The sequence below is a fragment of the Streptomyces sp. NPDC007157 genome (assembly GCF_040634235.1).
GTDB lineage: Bacteria > Actinomycetota > Actinomycetes > Streptomycetales > Streptomycetaceae > Streptomyces.
Genome location: NZ_JBEYFE010000005.1, coordinates 429,362 through 449,434, shown reverse-complemented (window position 1 = coordinate 449,434; position 20,073 = coordinate 429,362). Strand labels below are relative to the sequence as shown.

Annotated in this window: 15 protein-coding genes, 4 tRNA genes and 1 pseudogene; 12 read left to right on the top strand and 8 right to left on the bottom strand. The window is 69.7% G+C overall.

Annotated features, from left to right (window positions below):
* Positions 1-158 precede the first annotated feature (158 nt).
* Positions 159-512 (bottom strand): metallopeptidase family protein, encoded by a 354-nt coding sequence (locus tag ABZ642_RS12270; RefSeq protein WP_360481202.1) that lies wholly within the window; start codon positions 510-512, stop codon positions 159-161.
* Between the two features lie 194 nt (positions 513-706).
* Here ABZ642_RS12270 and ABZ642_RS12265 point away from each other — a divergent pair, with 194 nt between their 5' ends.
* The 10 genes and pseudogenes from ABZ642_RS12265 (at position 707) to ABZ642_RS12220 (ending at position 11,098) form a co-directional block, all read left to right on the top strand.
* Complete coding sequence (locus ABZ642_RS12265; RefSeq protein WP_360481199.1) at positions 707-2,251, top strand: metallophosphoesterase; 1,545 nt, start codon at positions 707-709, stop codon at positions 2,249-2,251.
* Positions 2,252-2,331: 80 nt separating this feature from the next.
* Positions 2,332-2,404: transfer RNA gene (locus tag ABZ642_RS12260), tRNA-Glu, on the top strand.
* Positions 2,405-2,441: 37 nt separating this feature from the next.
* Positions 2,442-2,516: transfer RNA gene (locus ABZ642_RS12255), tRNA-Asp, on the top strand.
* Between the two features lie 24 nt (positions 2,517-2,540).
* Positions 2,541-2,614: transfer RNA gene (locus ABZ642_RS12250), tRNA-Phe, on the top strand.
* 261 nt (positions 2,615-2,875) lie between these two features.
* Positions 2,876-5,728 (top strand): PKD domain-containing protein, encoded by a 2,853-nt coding sequence (locus tag ABZ642_RS12245; protein WP_360481196.1) that lies wholly within the window; start codon positions 2,876-2,878, stop codon positions 5,726-5,728.
* A 17-nt stretch (positions 5,729-5,745) separates the two neighbouring features.
* Positions 5,746-5,943, top strand: coding sequence for a DivIVA domain-containing protein (locus tag ABZ642_RS12240; RefSeq protein ID WP_360481193.1), 198 nt, complete (start codon positions 5,746-5,748; stop codon positions 5,941-5,943).
* Between the two features lie 68 nt (positions 5,944-6,011).
* A pseudogene (locus ABZ642_RS12235) lies at positions 6,012-6,245 on the top strand (hypothetical protein); the annotation flags it as partial.
* A gap of 317 nt (positions 6,246-6,562) precedes the next feature.
* The gene (gene hrpA, locus ABZ642_RS12230; RefSeq protein WP_360481190.1) at positions 6,563-10,507 is read left to right on the top strand and encodes an ATP-dependent RNA helicase HrpA; all 3,945 of its coding nucleotides are present in this window, start codon (positions 6,563-6,565) and stop codon (positions 10,505-10,507) included.
* 93 nt (positions 10,508-10,600) lie between these two features.
* Positions 10,601-10,675 (top strand) — tRNA-Asp (locus ABZ642_RS12225).
* 231 nt (positions 10,676-10,906) lie between these two features.
* Positions 10,907-11,098: a DUF6274 family protein gene (locus tag ABZ642_RS12220; RefSeq protein WP_360481187.1), complete on the top strand. Its 192-nt coding sequence runs from the start codon at positions 10,907-10,909 to the stop codon at positions 11,096-11,098.
* Between the two features lie 526 nt (positions 11,099-11,624).
* Here the strand turns inward: ABZ642_RS12220 and bldC are convergent.
* Both bldC and ABZ642_RS12210 read right to left on the bottom strand, forming a co-directional pair.
* Complete coding sequence (gene bldC, locus ABZ642_RS12215) at positions 11,625-11,831, bottom strand: developmental transcriptional regulator BldC (RefSeq protein ID WP_003949541.1); 207 nt, start codon at positions 11,829-11,831, stop codon at positions 11,625-11,627.
* A gap of 607 nt (positions 11,832-12,438) precedes the next feature.
* Positions 12,439-13,281, bottom strand: coding sequence for a hypothetical protein (locus tag ABZ642_RS12210; protein WP_360481184.1), 843 nt, complete (start codon positions 13,279-13,281; stop codon positions 12,439-12,441).
* A 234-nt stretch (positions 13,282-13,515) separates the two neighbouring features.
* On the opposite strand from ABZ642_RS12210, the gene ABZ642_RS12205 reads away from it, so the two are divergent.
* Both ABZ642_RS12205 and ABZ642_RS12200 read left to right on the top strand, forming a co-directional pair.
* Positions 13,516-14,607 (top strand): Glu/Leu/Phe/Val dehydrogenase dimerization domain-containing protein, encoded by a 1,092-nt coding sequence (locus ABZ642_RS12205; RefSeq protein ID WP_360481181.1) that lies wholly within the window; start codon positions 13,516-13,518, stop codon positions 14,605-14,607.
* 300 nt (positions 14,608-14,907) lie between these two features.
* The gene (locus ABZ642_RS12200; protein WP_360481178.1) at positions 14,908-15,165 is read left to right on the top strand and encodes a DUF3073 domain-containing protein; all 258 of its coding nucleotides are present in this window, start codon (positions 14,908-14,910) and stop codon (positions 15,163-15,165) included.
* A gap of 115 nt (positions 15,166-15,280) precedes the next feature.
* Here ABZ642_RS12200 and purM read toward each other — a convergent pair whose 3' ends face one another.
* The 5 genes from purM to ABZ642_RS12175 all read right to left on the bottom strand — a co-directional run bounded on the left by purM (position 15,281) and on the right by ABZ642_RS12175 (position 20,025).
* Positions 15,281-16,384 carry a phosphoribosylformylglycinamidine cyclo-ligase gene (gene purM / locus ABZ642_RS12195; RefSeq protein ID WP_360481176.1) on the bottom strand — a complete coding sequence of 368 codons (1,104 nt, stop codon included), beginning with the start codon at positions 16,382-16,384 and terminating at the stop codon, positions 15,281-15,283.
* Positions 16,385-16,418: 34 nt separating this feature from the next.
* Positions 16,419-17,948, bottom strand: a complete 1,530-nt coding sequence (purF, locus tag ABZ642_RS12190; RefSeq protein ID WP_360481173.1) for an amidophosphoribosyltransferase — start codon at positions 17,946-17,948, stop codon at positions 16,419-16,421.
* A gap of 221 nt (positions 17,949-18,169) precedes the next feature.
* Positions 18,170-18,643 carry an META domain-containing protein gene (locus ABZ642_RS12185; RefSeq protein WP_360481171.1) on the bottom strand — a complete coding sequence of 158 codons (474 nt, stop codon included), beginning with the start codon at positions 18,641-18,643 and terminating at the stop codon, positions 18,170-18,172.
* Between the two features lie 18 nt (positions 18,644-18,661).
* Positions 18,662-19,459: a sterol carrier family protein gene (locus tag ABZ642_RS12180; RefSeq protein WP_360481168.1), complete on the bottom strand. Its 798-nt coding sequence runs from the start codon at positions 19,457-19,459 to the stop codon at positions 18,662-18,664.
* Positions 19,460-19,500: 41 nt separating this feature from the next.
* Positions 19,501-20,025, bottom strand: a complete 525-nt coding sequence (locus tag ABZ642_RS12175) for a GNAT family N-acetyltransferase (RefSeq protein WP_360481165.1) — start codon at positions 20,023-20,025, stop codon at positions 19,501-19,503.
* Between the last annotated feature and the right edge of the window lie 48 nt (positions 20,026-20,073).

The window sequence follows — 20,073 nt, the reverse complement described above, 5'->3', positions numbered from 1 at the left end:
CCACCTCCGGGGGCGAAGAAAGGAGTCAACCTCCCCAACTCCCGCCGCCCACAAGAGGACACGCAACCGAGGCGTCACCCGCACCGGTGCATCACCCGCGTCGAGGCGTCACCCGCGCACAAGGGCGCGCACCGGCCCCGCCGCCCCCGGTTCACCCCTCACCCGTACCCCAGCGCATGCAGCCGCGCGTCGTCGATGCCGAAGTGATGGGCGATCTCGTGGACCACGGTCACCTCGGTCTCCGCGACGACCTCCTCGCGCGACGTGCACATCCGCAGCGTCGGCCCGCGGTAGATGGTGATCCGGTCCGGCAGCACGCCCGCGTACCACTCCCCGCGGTCGGTCAGCGGAGTCCCCTCGTACAGCCCGAGCAGCTCAGGGTCGGACGGGTCGTCGGGCTCGTCCTCGACGAACACCGCCACGTTGTCCATCAGCCGGGTCAGCTCCGGCGGGATCCGGTCGAGCGCCTCGGCGACCAGTTCCTCGAACTCCTCGCGCGTCATCTCCAGCACAGGCCCATTGTCCGGCACAGAACGCCCGTACGAGAGTCACGAACCATCCGGCATCCGGGCCGCGGGCCCCCGCCAGGCGGGCCACGAACCCCCTGGCATCCGGGCCACGAACCCCCGACAGGCGAGCCGCGGGCCGCCGACATCCGGCCAACCACCGTCGCATACGCGCCCGCAATCCTGGGCATACGGCACCAATGGCCCGCGTCCGAGCCCGTGCCCATGCCCGCCTGCCCGATCTGGAACTCGCCCCCGACGCGCACGCACCGCCCGTCTGGATCCGCGTCCTCGGCCTGATAACCGTCGTGGTCGTCGGCGCCTGGCTCGGCCTGCTGGTCGTCGGGAACGTCCGGGCCCAGGTCGGCCCGATGGACACGACGATGACCCTGCGCCCGTCCCTCCACGGCGGCACGAAGATCAACGTCTCCCCGCTGGGCGCCCTCTACCTGGACACCCACTCCGCGCCGGTCCGCCTGGACGTCAACGTCGACCAGCTCGACCCGGTCCGCTCCCAGGCGCTCGTCGACCACCCCGAGCGCCTCGCCGGTCTCCAGGACGAGGTCGCCCAGGACGTCGCGCACGGCACCCTCGACGTGGCCGTACGCTCCTGCGTGGCCGTCGTCTGCGGCGCCACCGCCCTCGGGCTAGCCGTCTACCGCCGCCCGCGCCGTGCCCTGACCGCCGGCGGCCTCGCCCTCGCCCTGCTCGCCACCTCCGGCGTGACCGCGTACGCCACCTGGAACCCCGAGTCGGTCCTGGAACCGAGGTTCTCCGGCCTGCTCTCCTCGGCCCCCGCCCTGGTCGGCAACGCGCGCAGCATCGTCACCGAATTCGACGTCTACCAGAAGGAACTGGCGCGCCTGGTGACCAATGTGACGAAGCTGTACGACGCCACCTCCACGCTCCCCGCCTACACACCGGACCCGACCACCCTGCGCGTCCTGCATGTCTCCGACATCCATCTCAACCCGGCGAGCTGGAAGATCATCGCCTCGCTGGTGGAGCAGTACAAGGTGAATGTGATCGTGGACTCCGGCGACACCATGGACCACGGCACCGCGGCCGAGAACGGCTTCCTGGATCCGATCGCCGACCTGGGCGTGCCGTACGTCTGGGTCCGGGGCAACCATGACTCGAACCTCACCCAGCGCTATCTGTCCCGGATGAAGAACGTGCACGTCCTGGACGACGGCCACGCCGAGACGATCGCCGGGCTGCGCTTCGCCGGGATCGGTGATCCCCAGTTCACGCCCGACCGCTCGGCCGTGCCGGGCGGCGACACGGCCGAGGAACAGGCCGGGGACCGTCTGTCCACGGCCCTGCGGGAGCAGCGGGCGGCCGACACCCCGGTGGACGTGGCCATCGCCCATGAACCGACGGCCGCGCGGATGACGGACGGCGAGGTGCCCCTGGTCCTGGCGGGCCACATCCACCACGAACAGACCGAGGTCCTGCCGCACGGCACCCGTCTGCGGGTGGAGGGCTCCACGGGCGGCAGCGGTCTGCGCGCGGTCGAGGGCAAGTACCCGGACCCCATCGAGGCCTCGATCCTCTACTTCGACCGCGAGACCCGCCGACTCCAGGCCTGGGACGAGATCAGACTGGGCGGTCTGGGCGAGACGACGGCCGAGGTCAGCCGTCACCTCCCCGAAGAGAACCAACCCGGCGCCACTCCCTCCCCCTCGGAGAGCCCGTCACCCTCAGGGAGCACACCGGACACCGCGACGCCCTCGGGGCCGTAAACCGTTTTGGCGATACTCCCCGCCATCCCATATGCTTCTCACGTCCCCGACGCGCTGAGAAGCGCCCAGGCGGGCCGATAGCCCTCATCGTCTAGCGGCCTAGGACGCCGCCCTTTCAAGGCGGTAGCACGGGTTCGAATCCCGTTGGGGGCACGCAAGATCGTGTGCGACACTGTTGCACGCAAAGCTTGGTCCTGTGGAGCAGTTTGGAGTGCTCGCCACCCTGTCAAGGTGGAGGCCGCGGGTTCAAATCCCGTCAGGACCGCTGGGGTTTCACGTGAAACCTCGTGGCTGGGTAGCTCAGTTGGTACGAGCGATCGCCTGAAAAGCGATAGGTCGCCGGTTCGACCCCGGCCCCAGCCACAATGAACAGCCCCTCCGGGATTCCGGAGGGGCTGTTTTCATGCCCCACGGCCTCGCCGATCCGGTGCTCTTCCGACCGGCTCCGGTTTGGGCAAGACCGGGGTGGAACATGGCGTTCCTTTAGGATCGGGCTGCGAACATGACGGCTGCATGCCAACGCTGAGCTGAATCGCCCCAGGCCCCAATCGGTCGTGTCCCCCGGGCTGTTCGCCCCCTCCGGCGTTCTGGTGACCGCACCCGCGAACGCTCCGTGGAGACCTGATGCACAGACCCCGCCCCGCCGTCGGGCTGTCCCTCGCCGTGGTCGTCGTGGCGGGGGTGATGAGCGGCCTGGGCAGCGGGCCTGCGGTGGCGGAGCCAGGGGCCGGCTGGACGCTGTACGTGAACCATGACGTCGCGTGCAGCGACAGCGGGACAGGGACGCAGAGCCTGCCCTTCTGCACCGTGCAGGCCGCGGCGGATGTGGTGGAGCCGGGGGACACGGTGCGGATCCTGTCGCCGGACGACGACCCGTACTCCGGAGCGGTGACCCTGACACGGTCAGGGACCAGTGCCGCGCCGATCACGTTCACGGGGGTGCAACCCGGTTCGGCCAGTTCGCGGGCGGTGCTCTCGTGGCCCGGCTCCGCACCCGCACTGGCGCTGGACGCGGTCCACGACGTGCACGTGGAATCACTGGCCTTCACCAACGGCGGCGAGAACAGCGTGGCGGTGACGGGGTCCAAGGACGTCACCCTCGACCGGCTGGCGATCAACCACCCGGCCCTGTCGGTCCCCGCCACGGGGACCGCGGTCAGCGTGGACGGCACGTCCTCGGGCGTGACCGTGTCACGGAGCTCGATAGGCCCCTCGTACGCGTACGGCGTGCGGACGGAACCGGGAGCCGCGCAGGTCACCGTGACGACCAACGTGATCACCACGATGCGGCAGGGCGGCATCGTGGTCACGGGAACGTCCGACGCGGACGTGACGAGCAACACCGTCCTGGCGCCGTGTGCCACCGGAATCTCGCTGGACGGCGGAAGCTCCGGGGTGGTGGAGAACAACATAGCCATCACCGCGGGGTCGGCGCAGAGCAGCACCTGCCCGACGCCGACCGCTCCGCTCTACGCGGTGTCGGCCGACTCCGCGGGCCAGGTCACCGCCGACTACAACGTGGCGGCGAACGACGCGGGCCCGTCCGCCCCGGCGCGCACCGAGTACTCCTGGGCCGGCACCTCGTACACCACCAGCGCGGCGTTCCGGGCCGGGACCGGGCAGGGCACGCACGACATCGGCGGGTTCTGGGTGACCCCCGGGAACCAACCGCCCGAGCACTCCCCCCTCGTCGACTCCGCCGACGCCGCCGCGCCCGGCGAACTCACCACCGACGCCGCGGGTCACCCGCGGGCCGACGACCCCATCGTCGACAACACCGGCACCGGCACGCCCGCTCCCGACCGGGGCGCCACCGAGCGGCAGGACGTCATCACGATTCCCGCCGACGCCTACCCGTCGAGTGGCGTCGCACCGTTCGACACCTCGGTGAAGACGGACGCCGTCAGCAACTGGGCCAAGGCACTCACGTACTCCGTCGACTTCGGGGACGGCAGCACCCCGGCCACCGGCGCAAAGGGCGCCCCGATCACCCACACCTACACCACACCGGGTCGGTACCTCACCCGCATCACGGTCACCGACAGCGACGGGACAAGTGCGCTCGGCGCCAACTGGACGACGGCAGGTACGACCACGCCGCCGGCCGCGGCACTGTCCGCAGCCGCCGACACCACGAACGACGGCGAGATCAACGCGGGGTCCGCGCAGTTCACCGTTCCGGAACCGGCCGACTCGTGGGAGGTTCTCAGCCGGGTCCTCACCTTCGGCGACGGCAGCCAGGAGAACCTGGGCGACGGCGTCGAACGGACGCTGCACCAGTACCCGGCCCCCGGCACCTACACCGCCACGCTGACGCAGACGGACCGCCTGGGCCGCACCACCACCGCCACGACGGCCTTCCACGCCGCGGACACCTACGTCGCGACGACCCCGCAGCACGACACCGAGAAGACCATCGCCGCCCACGGGGTCCTGAAGCTGTCGGCGGCCACCCTGCGCGCCGACTCCGACGGTGTCGACGCCGCCCAGCTCCAGATCGTCACCAGCGACGCCAAGGCGAACGGCTCGCTCACCCTCTACACCGCCGGCACCACCCGTCCGGGCACCTCCACCATCACCTTCGAGAAGGGCAGGACGGCCCTCAACGAGGCGACCGTGAAGGTCACCCCGACCGGTGCGGTCGACCTCTACAACAGCGGTTCCGGCGCGGTGACGGTCAATGTCGCCACCGTCGGCCTCCAGTCGCACGGCCAGTACGCCGACACCTACCACCCGGCCACTCCGGCCCGGCTGCTCGACACCCGCAACCACACCGGCGGCGTCACCGGCCCGGTGGCCGGCAACCACTCGGTCACGCTCACGGTCGCCGGCGCCCACGGCGTCCCCGCGGGAGCGGAGGCGGTGGTCCTCGATGTCACCGCGACCACCACCAAGTCGGCCGGCAGCCTCGTCCTCTCCACGCACGGCACCACCGGCTCCAGCCTGACCGGCCCGTACTGGACCACCGGGCAGACCGCCTCCGCCCAGATCGTGCTCCCCCTGAAGGACGGCAAGGTCGTACTGCGCAACGCCGGCAAGGGTTCGGCGAACCTCGTCGCGGACCTCGTCGGCTGGTACGGCACCACCGCGGGCGGCTCGGAGTTCCTGCCCACCGCACCCGCCCGCGTCCTCAACACCCGTACCGGCACCGGCAAGGTCGCCAGGCTCGCCGCCCACGCCACCCTCAAGCTCAAGGTCACCGGTGCCCACGGCGTCCCGGCGACCGGGGTGACCGCCGTCGAACTGAACCTCACGGTGCCCTCCCCGTCCGGCAACGGCTACCTTGTCGCCTACGCCGACGGCACACCGCGCCCCGGCGTGTACTCCCTGAACTTCACCAAGGGACACACCGCGGCCAACCGCGCACTGGTCAAGGTCGGCACCGACGGCAGGATCGACCTCTACAACGCCGGCACCGGCCCGGTGGACGTCTACGCCGACCTGCTGGGCGATTACGACGTCTTCCCGGCGGGCTGACCCGACAGGGGGACAGGATGACACCCGAGAACCACGGATTCGAGATCGTCCGGCGCGGCTACGACCGCGCCCAGGTCGACGCCTACCTCGCACTCCTGGCCGCGGGTACGGCCCCGGACGCGCCGCCCGTCTTCGACATCGTGCGCCGCGGATACGACCGGGCCCAGGTCGATACCCGGCTGGCCGGGCCGACAGCGGCCGGCGGACACTCCTGAATCTCCTTGGCGGCGCGGCCCGCCGACGCTAGGTTCTGGCGGGTCGACACGTCACCAGGGTGGGGAAGATGAGCCGGGATCAGGACATACAGCTGGAGAAGGACCGTGCGCGATACGGCCTCCTCGCCGTCGTCGTCAGCAACCTCGCGATCGCCTCGGTCGCGGTCTTCGGCGTCTGGCGGCTCAACGGCAACGAATCCGTGATCATCGGCGTCCTGACCGCGGCCTTCACGGCGGTGAGCAGCATGACCACGGCATACCTGGGGATCAAGGCCGTATCGAACACGGCGCAGTCGATCGCATCGTCCACGGCGGCCCAAGCCGCGGCCACCCAAGCCGCGGCCACCCAAGCCGCGGCCACCCAGGCCCCCGCCGCTCCGGCCCCCGCCGCTCCGGCCCCCGCCGCTTCCGCGGCCCCGGCAGCACCGGTCACGTCCGCCGCCCCGGACCCGGCCACCACGGCCCCTTCCACCACCCCGGCGACCTCCACGGCCGACGCCGGTCCCACCCCGGCCGGCGCCCCTCCCGCCCAGCGCGGCCAGTAGCCGAACCCCGGCCGAACCGCCGGAGGCAAAAGCGTTCGCCATGAATTTCCCCGAGGTGAGATCCTGGACCGCGTATGTCTACGCATCCCGCCCCCGCCCTCGGCGCTCTCGCCCCCCGCCTGACCGAGCTTTCGCTGCGCGACGCGCACCGGCTCGGGCGCAGGCTGGAAGGTGCACGCAAGATCCGTAAGCCGGAGGCCCGGGCCGCCGTCCTCGCGGAGATCGAGGCCGAGGTGGCCAGGGCCGAGGAACGGATGGCCGGCCGACGCGCTGTCGTGCCCGCCGTGTCGTACCCCGAGCAGCTGCCCGTCAGTCAGAAGAAGGACGAGATCGCGGAGGCGATACGCGATCACCAGGTCGTGATCGTCGCCGGTGAGACCGGGTCCGGGAAGACCACCCAGATCCCGAAGATCTGTCTGGAACTCGGGCGCGGTGTCCGGGGAATGATCGGTCACACCCAGCCCCGCCGGATCGCCGCCCGCACCGTCGCCGAGCGGGTCGCCGAGGAGCTGCGCACGCCCCTCGGGGAGGCCGTCGGCTGGAAGGTCCGCTTCACCGACCAGGTGAACCCGGACGCCACCTTCGTCAAGCTGATGACGGACGGCATCCTGCTCGCCGAGATCCAGACCGACCGCGAGCTGCGCGCCTACGACACGATCATCATCGACGAGGCCCACGAGCGGTCCCTCAACATCGACTTCCTGCTCGGCTACCTGGCCCAGCTGCTGCCCAAGCGGCCGGACCTGAAGGTGGTCATCACCTCCGCGACCATCGACCCCGAGCGGTTCTCCCGGCACTTCGGAGACGCCCCGATCGTCGAGGTCAGCGGCCGGACGTACCCCGTGGAGGTGCGTTACCGGCCGCTCCTCGAAGAGGACGCCGAGGACGCCGACCGGGACCAGATCACCGCGATCTGCGACGCGGTCGAGGAGCTCCAGACCGAGGGCAAGGGCGACATCCTGGTCTTCCTCTCCGGCGAGCGGGAGATCCGGGACACCGCGGACGCACTGGAGAAGAAGAACTACCGGTTCACCGAGGTGCTGCCGCTGTACGCCCGGCTCTCGCACGCCGAGCAGCACCGCGTCTTCCAGCCGCACACCGGTCGCAGGATCGTTCTGGCGACCAACGTCGCCGAGACCTCGCTGACCGTCCCGGGCATCAAGTACGTCATCGACCCCGGCTTCGCCCGGATCAGCCGCTACAGCCACCGCACCAAGGTGCAGCGGCTGCCCATCGAGCCGATCAGCCAGGCCAGCGCCAACCAGCGCAAGGGCCGCTGTGGCCGTACCAGTGACGGTGTCTGCATCCGGCTGTACGACGAGGACGACTTCCTCGCCCGCCCGGAGTTCACCGACGCCGAGATCCTGCGGACCAACCTCGCCTCCGTCATCCTGCAGATGACCGCGGCCGGCCTCGGCGACATCGAGAAGTTCCCCTTCATCGACCCGCCGGACCACCGCAACATCCGCGACGGTGTGCAGCTGCTCCAGGAACTGGGCGCCCTGAACCCGGACGAGAAGGACACCCGCAAGCGGCTCACCGACTCCGGCCGCAAGCTCGCCCAGCTGCCCGTCGACCCGCGCCTGGCACGCATGGTCCTGGAGGCCGACAAGAACGGCTGCGTCCGTGAGGTCATGGTCATCGCCGCCGCGCTCTCCATCCAGGATCCGCGCGAACGCCCTGCCGACAAGCAGACCCAGGCAGACCAGCAGCACGCCCGCTTCCGCGACGAGACCAGCGACTTCCTCGCCTTCCTCAACCTCTGGAAGTACATCCGCGAACAGCAGCGCGAACGCGGCTCGTCGTCCTTCCGGCGGATGTGCAAGCAGGAGTTCCTGAACTTCCTGCGCATCCGGGAGTGGCAGGACATCTACACCCAGCTGCGCACGGTCGCCAAGCAGATGGGCATCCACCTCAACGAGGAGGACGCCCCCGGCGACCGCGTCCATGTCTCGCTGCTCGCGGGTCTGCTCTCGCACATCGGCATGAAGGACGTGAAGGACGGCGCGAAGAACGAGTACCTCGGCGCCCGCAGCGCCAAGTTCGCGATCTTCCCCGGCTCGGCGCTCTTCAAAAAGACTCCCCGGTTTGTGATGTCGGCCGAGCTGGTGGAGACCTCGCGCCTCTGGGCCCGGGTCAACGCCAAGATCGAGCCCGAATGGGTCGAACCCCTCGCCGAGCACCTCCTCAAGCGGACCTACAGCGAACCGCACTGGGAGAAGGACCAGGCGGCCGTGCTGGCGTTCGAGAAGGTCACGCTGTACGGCGTGCCGATCATCGCCCAGCGGAAGGTCAACTACGGCCGGATCGACCCCGAGACCAGCCGCGAGCTTTTCATTCGCAACGCGCTGGTCGAGGGCGACTGGCGGACCCACCACAAGTTCTTCGCGGACAACCGAAGACTCCTCAGCGAGGTCGAGGAGCTGGAGCACCGGGCCCGGCGCCGGGACATCGTCGTGGACGACGACACGCTCTTCGACTTCTACGAGCAGCGGGTGCCCGAACACGTCGTCTCCGGCGCACACTTCGACTCCTGGTGGAAGCACAAGCGCCAGGAGCAGCCGGAGTACCTCGACTTCGAGCGCGAGATGCTCATCCGGGAGTCGGCGGAGGCGGTCACCAAGGCCGACTATCCGGACTCCTGGCAGCAGGGGCAGCTCAAGTTCCGGGTGACGTACCAGTTCGAGCCGGGCGCGGACGCCGACGGTGTGACCCTGCACATCCCGCTCCAGGTCCTCAACCAGGTCAGGGACGAGGGCTTCGACTGGCAGATCCCGGGCCTCAGGGAAGAGGTCGTCACGGAACTGATCCGGTCCCTGCCCAAGCCGATCCGCCGCAACTACGTCCCGGCACCGAACTTCGCCAAGCGCTTCCTGGACACGGCGGTCCCCCTCCAGGAGCCCCTGGCCACGACCATGGCCCGCGAGCTGAAGCGGATGGTCGGGGTGCCCTTCGAGGCCGAGGACTTCGACTGGGCGAAGGTCCCGGACCATCTGAAGATCACCTTCAGGATCGTCGACGAACGGCGCCGGAAGCTGGCCGAGGACAAGGACCTGGAGGCGCTGAAGCTCCGGCTGAAGCCGAAGGCCCGCCAGGCCATCTCGCAGGCCGCCGCGGCCACCGCGGAGCGCGAGGGCGGCGAGTCGCTGGAGCGCACTGGCCTCACGGACTGGTCGATCGGCTCCCTCACGCGCGTCTTCGAGACCCGCCGGGCCGGCCAGCCGGTGAAGGCGTATCCGGCGCTCGTCGACGACGGCGACACGGTCTCGGTCCGCCTCTTCGACACCGAGGAGGAGCAGGCCGAGGCGATGTGGAAGGGCACGCGCAGGCTGATCCTCCGCAACATCCCGGTCAATCCCGCGAAGTTCGCCTCGGAGAAGCTCACCAACGCCCAGAAGCTGGCACTGTCCGCCAACCCGCACGGCACGATCCAGGCCCTGTTCGACGACTGCGCGATGGCGGCGGCGGACAAGCTGATCGCCGACTTCGGGGGGCCGGTGTGGGACGAGGAGTCGTACCGGAAGCTGTACGACAAGGTGCGCGCCGAGATCGTCGACACGACGGTCCGTACGGTCGGTCAGGTGCAGCAGGTACTGGCCGCCTGGCAGGCCTGTGAGCGCCGTCTGAAGGCCGTGGGGAGCCCCGCGCTGCTGGCAAACCTGACGGACGTCCGCAAGCAGCTGGACGCCCTGGTGAAGCCGGGCTTCGTGACGTGGGCCGGTATACGACGGCTCCCCGACCTCATGCGCTACCTGGTGGCCGCCGACCGGCGCCTCCAGCAGATGCCGACCAACGTCCAGCGGGACACCACCCGGATGGAGAAGGTCCACGAGATGCAGGACGAGTACGCCTGGCTCCTGGAGCAGCTCCCCAAGGGGCGGCCGGTGCCGCAGCAGGTGCTGGACATCCGCTGGATGCTGGAGGAGCTGCGGGTCAGCTACTTCGCGCACGCGCTGGGCACGGCGTATCCGATCTCCGACAAGCGGATCGTGAAGGCGATCGACTCCGCACTACCGTAACCGACCGGGCACGCTGCGTGAGTTCGACCAGGACCCTCACCCTCCTGTACAGTCCTTCTCGCAGCACAGCGAAGACAAAGTGCCGCAAAACCTGGTCCTGTGGAGCAGTTTGGAGTGCTCGCCACCCTGTCAAGGTGGAGGCCGCGGGTTCAAATCCCGTCAGGACCGCACAAGCGAGAGGCCCGCAACCCTTCAAGGGATGCGGGCCTCTCGCACGTCAACCCGTCGCAGCGGAGGCCGCGCCCGCGGCGCGGCCGCGATCGGATGCGGCAAATCCCGCCAGGACCGCCCTCCTCGACGTTGGCCGGGTGCGGAGGGTGCGCTCTTGACGGGGTCACATTCGGTCGGTACCCAGAAGACAGGGCTCGCTTCCCCTCGGACCCCTTCTGGAGGTGGCGCATGGCGGCTTCGGTGCGGCATGAGACGCGAGCCCTGTTGCGGGCCCACCTGGCGGCCGCCTCGTCGTACCGGCACCTGACCCGCCACTGCCCGGTCTGCCATCGGCTGCTGCGGCTGGCCATGGCCTCCGCCCCGTGCGCCGCGGAGGCCCCCGAGGAAGCCACGGAGGACGAAGACCCCGTCGGCGCCTGAGCGGTGCCGGCCCCAACGGCCGTTCCCCTGTGGGACGGTGGAGCCTCCGGCTCCATTAGCGCACCCGGGGCAGTACAAACAACCCGTGCGGTATGTGACGGGAGTCACCGCATAAGTTCCTGAAACAACGGTACTTACACCCCGCCTACAACAAGTCAATTTAATATGTGCAATTGCACCACCCTGAGACACCTCCCGCGGCACGCCCGCGAGCTCCCCCCGGACCCGCTCCCGCCCGCTCTCCGCGCGCGTTCACAGCAGATCCGACAGGCCTCCCCAGACTCCGACAAGGCTGCTCACAGAGTCGCCGGTCATGGTCGATCGGGCCCCATGGACGCACAAAAAAGATCGCGCTGAACCCGGCGGAGTCCAGCGCGATCTACGACGCACCCTGTGTCGCTGCCTGAGAAGTTCTGTCGGCTTGGGCGTGGGCCCTGTTGGGGCAGGTCCCGCGTCGCTCGGAGCTAGGGTTTGCGAGCATCTCGGCCAGTTGGGGGACCGGTCGGTTTGCCCGCTATTCAGTTGGTCAGGCCTCGCTGCGCTGCTGCGGGATACCCGCGAGCAGCGCGCGGACCTCAGCCTCGCGGTAGCGTCGGTGTCCGCCCAGCGTGCGGATCGACGTGAGCTTGCCGGCCTTCGCCCACCGCGTGACCGTCTTGGGGTCGACGCGGAACATCGTGGCGACCTCAGCCGGGGTCAGCAGCGGCTCGGCATCAGGGGTGCGAGCGGTCATGAGCGGCCTCCTCGGGAGAACCGAACCTTCTCGGTTCTTTCCTCTAAATTCTGCACCTTGACCCGCGTTGCCCGAAATGGCGGACGCGAGTCGAGTCGGTTATAGGACGAACGGCTTGTCCTCGGCACTACAACTACACCATCCGTCCAGCCGCGTCGGCCAAACCGATGGAATTGCCCTCCCAGGTAGTCATCAGCCGCGGAAGCCGATGGACCATGCCATAGCGGACAGTCACGCCACTGTGACGATCAGTCACATGGCGATCAGGAGTCGTCAGACCCCCCAAAGCGAGTGCAATGCTGAGATTCCGCCCACAGTGCACCACAAGTGGACGGAAGGAGCCCTCCCCGGACTCCTTGTCCTATTTTGGCACGAGGAGTGGCAAGAGGCGCAAGAGCCGTGTAAGTGCGGTCCGTCACCCTTGACGCAAAAGCCCGGATCGGGACCAACGTCCCGTGCGTTCACTGAAGTGCCGTCAACGTACGTTGTTTCATGGCATCTGGGCCGTGACCTACATCACTCAGCACCCATACGTCACCGAGGTGTCATCCGACTGTCACACCATCAGATGACCTGACACTCAGTACGGAGCAGTCGGCAACCGTGCTCAGTTCGCGGACCGCCGGTCCCGTACCGCCCGCCAGCGCTCCACCAGCCGCCCGTACGCCTCCCCGGCCGCGGCCCCGTCGCCCTGCCGCAGCGCCTCGATGCCGGCCGCCACGTCGGCCGCCGAATGGTCGTCCTCCAGGGCGCCGGCCGGAACGGCGTGCACCAGGCCGCCGTAGTCCAGCTCGACCAGCGAGCGGGGATGGAACTCCTCCAGCCAGCGTCCGACGTCCACCAGGCCGTCGATCAGCGGCCCTTCGTCGATGGTGTCCTTGAGCGTGCGCAGCGCCCGGGCCACCCGGCGCCGGGCCTGCACCATCGGCGTGCGGTAGCGCAGCATCGGCGGGATCTCGCCGGTGCCCTTCTCGTACCGGCGCTCCTCGTCGGAGACCAGCACGAACCAGTTCAGCGGCACCTGCCAGGTCGCCGTCCGGATCCAGGGCCGGGAGTCGGGGTTGCGGGCCAGCCACCGCTCGTAGTCCATCGCGGCCTGTCGGCGGACGACCGGGGGCAGCATCGCGTCCAGGACCGTGTTCGGCAGTTCGTCGGGCAGCTCCTGCAGGGCCTGCCAGCCGCGCAGCCGGGTCCGCCACGGGCACACGCACACGACACCGTCGACCTCCAGGACGAAGGCGTCGGCGCTCTCCTGCACCGGCACCGGGATCGGCGGGGTGGGCAGCAAGTCGGCCAGTGCGCGCCGGAGTTCGTCCTGATACGAGGGCCGGTCGGAGCGGCGGGCGTAGCGCGTCCAGTGGCCGCGCTCGGGCTCCGGGAAGGCGGCCAGCGGCTCGTACACACGCAGGTACGTCGCGTAGGGGACGACCACCGAGGACACCTTGGGCACGCCTGCTCCCTCCCCATCGGACCGGGCTCGAAACCAGCGGAAGCCACTACGGAGCAGCCGCGAAACCACAGCAAATCGTCCCACGCTCATACGTGCGCACACGGCGCGGGAGAGTGATCCTGAACACGGCGCGGATGGTGGGCGGGCAATAGCTCTACGCTCATGCCAGGCTCCCGCCACCCGTACGGGAGCCCCCGCTTCCACTCGCCGCGAACACAACCGGGAGTCACCACAGTGACCGACGTTTCCACCGGCGTCCTGCACACCCTGTTCCACTCGGACCAGGGCGGTCACGAGCAAGTCGTGCTCTGCCAGGACCGCAAGAGCGGCCTCAAGGCCGTCATCGCCATCCACTCCACCGCGCTGGGCCCCGCCCTCGGCGGCACCCGCTTCTACCCGTACGCCAACGAGGAGGAGGCCGTCGCCGACGCCCTCAACCTCGCGCGCGGGATGTCGTACAAGAACGCCATGGCCGGTCTGGACCACGGCGGCGGCAAGGCCGTGATCATCGGCGACCCCGACCGCGACAAGACCGAGGAGCTGCTGCTCGCCTACGGGCGGTTCGTGGCCTCGCTCGGCGGCCGCTACGTCACCGCCTGCGACGTCGGTACCTATGTCGCCGACATGGACGTCGTGGCGCGCGAGTGCCGGTGGACCACCGGGCGCTCCCCGCAGAACGGCGGCGCCGGCGACTCCTCCGTGCTCACCGCGTACGGCGTCTACCAGGGCATGCGGGCCAGTGCCCAGCACCTTTGGGGCGACCCGTCGCTGCGGGGCCGCACCGTCGGCATCGCGGGCGTCGGCAAGGTCGGCCACCACCTGGTGGAGCACCTGCTGGAGGAAGGCGCCCGGGTGGTGATCACCGACGTGCGCCGGGAGGCCGTCGGCCGGATCTCCGACCGGCACGCCCAGGTCCAGGTCGCCGCCGACACCGAGGCCCTGATCCGGGTCGAGGGCCTCGACATCTACGCGCCCTGCGCGCTCGGCGGCGCCCTCAGCGACACGTCGGTGCCGGCGCTGACCGCCAAGGTGGTGTGCGGCGCGGCCAACAACCAGCTCGCCCACCCCGGCGTCGAGAAGGACCTCGCCGACCGCGGGATCCTCTACGCGCCGGACTACGTGGTGAACGCCGGCGGGGTCATCCAGGTCGCCGACGAGCTGCACGGGTTCGACTTCGACCGGTGCAAGGCCAAGGCGGCGAAGATCTTCGACACCACGCTGGCCATATTCGCTCGTGCGAAGGATGACGGGATTCCGCCTGCCGCGGCGGCCGACCGGATCGCCGAACAGCGGATGCACGAAGCGGCAACGGCGGGTACACGCTGACCGAACGCCGGGTTTCCGCACGGATTTCCGGTACCCGCCGGCGGGCAGTTGGAGAGAACTCTCACGTTCGTCGGCGGGTCGCTCGCCAGGAAGTGGTTAAAATCGTCGTTGACCAGCGGGGACGGGGCGCCCCGCGGGTCGTGCAGCCAGGCGCGTGGTGCGGGCGACGTACCGTATGGGCGCGGGCTCAGGTACCGTGGAAGCCCTACGGACCGGTCTCTCCGAGGAGAGTCCGTTCCGGATCATGAACGCGTGTCAGACTCTGGGGCCGTCGAGCCCCGTCACCGAGGGGGTCGAGCCATGGGGCGCGGCCGGGCCAAGGCCAAGCAGACGAAGGTCGCCCGCCAGCTGAAGTACAACAGCGGTGGGACTGACCTGTCACGTCTGGCCAGCGAGCTGGGCGCTTCGACTTCGAGCCAGCCGCCGAATGGCGAGCCGTTCGAGGACGATGACGAGGATGACGACCCGTACGCCCAGTACGCGGATCTCTACAACGATGACGACGAGGACGAGGACGACCAGTCCGGTCCCCAGTCTCAACATCGTCGCGGTGCGTAACGCCTGCGGCTGCTTAGCCGTTCACATACCCGGTCCGGGGTTCTGACGCCGGACCGGGTTTTGTGCTGGTCTCACAGGGCGCGGCCCCGGACCCCGCTCCTCGCACGCGGAGGGGCTAGTTCGGCGCGTAGTCGCCGACCAGCTCGGCGCCCGTGGTGTGCTCGCCGCGCTCGGTGATCTCGCCGGCCACCCAGGCATCGACCCCGCGGTCGGCCAGTGTGGCCAGCGCCACGTCCACCGATTCCTGCGGGACCATCGCGATCATGCCGACGCCCATGTTGAGCGTCTTCTCCAGCTCGAGCCGCTCGACCTTGCCGGTCCGGCCGACCAGGTCGAAGATCGCACCCGGCGTCCAGGTGGCCCGGTCGACGGTCGCGTGCAGGTGGTCCGGGATGACCCGGGCCAGGTTCGCGGCGAGTCCACCGCCGGTCACATGGCTGAAGGCGTGCACCTCGGTGGTGCGGATCAGGGCCAGGCAGTCCAGCGAGTAGATCTTGGTCGGCTCCAGCAGCTCCTCTCCGAGCGTGCGGCCGAGTTCCTCGACGTGCGCGTCGAGCGCGAGCCCCGCCTGGTTCAGCAGAACATGCCGGACCAGGGAGTACCCGTTGGAGTGAAGCCCGGAGGACGCCATGGCGATCACCGCGTCACCCGTACGGATACGATCCGCGCCGAGCAGCAGGTCGGCCTCCACCACGCCCGTACCGGCGCCGGCCACGTCGAAGTCGTCCGCGCCGAGCAGACCCGGGTGCTCCGCGGTCTCGCCGCCCACCAGGGAGCAGCCGGCCAGCACACAGCCCTCCGCGATGCCCTTGACGATCGCGGCGACCCGCTCGGGGTGGACCTTCCCGACGCAGATGTAGTCGGTCATGAAGAGCGGCTCCGCGCCGCACACCACGATGTCGTCCATGACCATGGCGACCAGGTCGTGGCCGATGGTGTCGTACACGCCCAGCTGCCGGGCGATGTCGACCTTGGTGCCCACGCCGTCCGTGGCGGAGGCGAGCAGCGGGCGCTCGTAGTGCTTGAGGGCGGAGGCGTCGAAGAGGCCGGCGAAGCCGCCGATGCCGCCGAGGACCTCGGGACGCCGGGTCTTCTTCACCCACTCCTTCATCAACTCGACGGCGCGGTCGCCCGCTTCGATGTCGACGCCGGCAGCCGCGTAGGAAGCACCGGGAACTGCACCCGTCGCCGGAGGTGACTGATTGTCTGCAGCAGACATTGCCTGGGATCTTTCGGGTTGGTTGCTACGGGGCTTACGGGCGACGGATCGCGTCGGCCGCGGCCGTGGCTGCCGGACCGGCGGCCAGTTCGGTCTCCAGGAGCTGCTTGCCCAGCAGCTCGGGGTCCGGGAGCTCCATCGGGTACTCGCCGTCGAAGCAGGCACGGCAGAGGTTCGGCTTGGCGATGGTGGTCGCCTCGATCATGCCGTCGATGGAGATGTAGGCCAGGGAGTCGGCGCCGAGCGAGGTGCCGATCTCGTCGATGGTCATGCCGTTGGCGATGAGCTCGGCGCGGGTGGCGAAGTCGATGCCGAAGAAGCAGGGCCACTTCACGGGCGGCGAGGAGATCCGGATGTGGACCTCGGCCGCGCCCGCCTCGCGCAGCATGCGCACCAGGGCCCGCTGGGTGTTGCCGCGCACGATCGAATCGTCCACGACGACCAGCCGCTTGCCCCTGATGACTTCCTTCAGCGGGTTCAGCTTCAGTCGGATGCCGAGCTGCCGGATGGTCTGTGAGGGCTGGATGAAGGTCCGGCCGACATAGGCGTTCTTGACCAGACCGTTGCCGAACGGGATACCCGAGGCCTCCGCGTATCCGACGGCGGCGGGAGTACCGGACTCCGGGGTCGCTATCACCAGATCGGCGTCGACCGGGGCTTCCTTGGCCAGCTTCCGGCCCATCTCCACCCGGGAGAGGTAGACGTTCCGGCCGGCGATGTCGGTGTCGGGGCGGGCCAGGTACACGTATTCGAAGACACAGCCCTTGGGCTTCGCATCCGCGAATCGCGAGGTGCGCAGACCGTTCTCGTCGATGGCGACGAACTCGCCCGGCTCGATCTCGCGCACGAAGCTGGCGCCGCAGATGTCGAGGGCGGCGGACTCCGAGGCGATGACCCAGCCGCGCTCCAGGCGGCCGAGGACCAGCGGGCGGATGCCCTGCGGGTCGCGGGCGGCGTAGAGGGTGTGCTCGTCCATGAAGACGAGGGAGAAGGCGCCCCGGACCTTCGGAAGGACCGCGTGCGCGGCCTCCTCGATGGTCAGCGGCTTGCCGTCGGCGTCGACCTGGGCCGCGAGGAGCGCGGTGAGCAGGTCGGTGTCGTTGGTGGCGGCGACCCGGGTGGACCGGCCGTGGGTGTCCTTGGGGAGGTCGGCGACCATCTCGGCGAGCTGCGCCGTGTTGACGAGGTTGCCGTTGTGGCCGAGCGCGATCGAGCCGTGCGCGGTGGCACGGAACGTCGGCTGGGCGTTCTCCCACACGGAGGCACCGGTGGTCGAGTAGCGGGCGTGACCGACCGCGATATGTCCCTGGAGCGAACCGAGGGAGGTCTCGTCGAAGACCTGGGAGACCAGCCCCATGTCCTTGAAGACGAGGATCTGGGAGCCGTTGCTGACCGCGATACCCGCGGATTCCTGGCCCCGATGCTGGAGGGCGTACAGCCCGAAGTACGTGAGCTTGGCGACCTCTTCGCCCGGAGCCCAGACACCGAAGACGCCGCAAGCGTCCTGGGGGCCCTTCTCACCGGGGAGCAGATCGTGATTGAGGAGACCGTCACCACGTGGCACGGCACCGAGTGTAGGCGAGATCGACCACTGGTCCGAATTGGGGATACCCGGCCGTAATGGATCTACGACCCCGGACGCGGTTGTGGGTTTCTCCATTTCCGCTGGTCAACGCGGTGAGAGGAATCTCCAGCCGGGGCACGTTCGTGCGGACCCGCGCCCGCGCAACCCCCTCACACCGTATCTCTGAGTGAGGTGTCGCACATCATTCGGGGCGCCGGAGGTCACTTCCTGGACAGCTCGACCCGGTCGCCGTCGGCCGTGGTGAGGGTGAGTTCCCTGCCGTCGGCCCGGGTGGTGAGCGGCCCCGCGGTGAGGGTGCGGGCGAGGGCGCGCTCGAAGGTCATGCGGGCGTTGTCGCAGGCCATGCGGGTGGTGCGGGCGTTGCTCAGCCGGATCCGGTCGTCCGTGACCTGCGCCGTGGCGCTGAACTGGTTGCACCCGAAGCTGCCGGCGGCCTTGCCGTCGTCGATCTTCACGTGGGCAGAGGCCGGGGCGCGCCGGGTGGTGCCGTCCACGGTGACGCTGTCGACGGTCCACGCGACCCCCGTCACCGGTGGCTGGGATCCCACGGAGACACCGGCTTTCTCACCGCCGCAGGCCACCGCGAGCGGGACGAGCACGGCGGCCGCCGTCATGGTCAGGGTCCTGCGCTGCGTGCGCTGCTTGTACCCGTACATGCCGGTTCGACGGAACACCCCGGGTGATCGGTTCCCTCAGCTCATCAGGGGCAGCAGGGCCCCGATGTCCGCCCGCTCCCCGCTGGCGCTGACCTTGGCGTCCGCCAGAGCGTCCTGCCACCCCAGCCGTCCGGTGGCCAGCCGGATCCAGGTGAGCGGATCGGTCTCGACGACGTTCGGCGGGGTGCCGCGGGTGTGCCGGGGGCCTTCGACGCACTGCACCACGGCGTACGGCGGCACCCGCACCTCGGTGGAGCCGCCGGGCGCCTTGACCGCGAGCGCGTCGGCGAGCAGCCGGGTGCAGGCGGCCAGCGCCTGCCGGTCGAACGGCACCTCCGGTCCCGCGACGGCCGCGTTGAGGTCGTCGGTGTGGACGACCAGTTCGACGGTCCGGGTGACCAGGTAGTCGTCCAGGGACATCGCGCCGGCGCTGGTGGCGAGCAGCCGGGTGCCGGGGTGGGCGGCGAGCAGGGCGCGGAGGCTGTCGTCGGCCTCGGCGAGGTAGGCGTCGAGGTCGGGGTGGCCGTCGGCGAGCCGCCGGGTGAAGTCGGAGATCGCCGAGGAGTTGGCGGCGGTCCGGAAGGGCCAGTCGAGAGGAGCCGCGTCCGCCGCGGCCGGCGCGGGCTCGGCCAGGGCCCGGTGGACGGCGGTGACCGCCATCCCGATATGGGCGACGAGGTCCCGTACGGTCCACTCGCCGAGCCGGGTGGGGAGCGCGAGCTGCTCGGGGGTGAGCGTACGGACGGCGTCCCGCACGTGCGCGAACTGGGCGAGGACCGCCGTACGGGTTCTGGCCGGGTCGTACGTCCTGGTGCGCTTCTTGGCGGGAGGCATGGCGGTGAGCGTATTCCCCCGGTCTGACGAAGGAACACTTGTCAGACCCCGGTGGTGGGGGCGAGGTCGGCAGCCGGGGTGATCACCCAGTGGTTGCTGTGGATGACCCGGTCCGCGAAGTCGACGTCGACCTCGCCGAGAAGCCGGAAGCCGAGGGACCGGCAGATGCCGTTCGAGGGGCCGTTGGCCGTCGCCGGGAAGGCGTGGATGTCTCCCCAGCGGTCCTCGTCCCGGGCCTGTCGGAGGAGGGCGCGGGTGGCCTGCTTGCCGAGGCCGCGGCCCTGGAACTCGGGGAGGACCATCCAGCCGATCTCCGAGATCGGCTGCCCGTCCTCGTCGTGCGCCCAGACGCACACATGGCCCGCGACGACCTCGGGGGCACCCGGATCGGGGACGATCATCTTGATCCAGGAGGTACCGGCCGCCGCCGCCTCGGCGTCCCGGCGCACCTTGTCCTTCATGCCGTCGCTGGGCAACGGCCCGCCGAGGTCCTTCATCATGACGGGATCGCAGCGCATGCGGACATAGGCGGCCACGTCGTCCGGGGTGACATCACGCAAGTACATGTCAGAAGGATGAGGTGCCCGAGGACGTCGTACATGGAAAACGGCCCT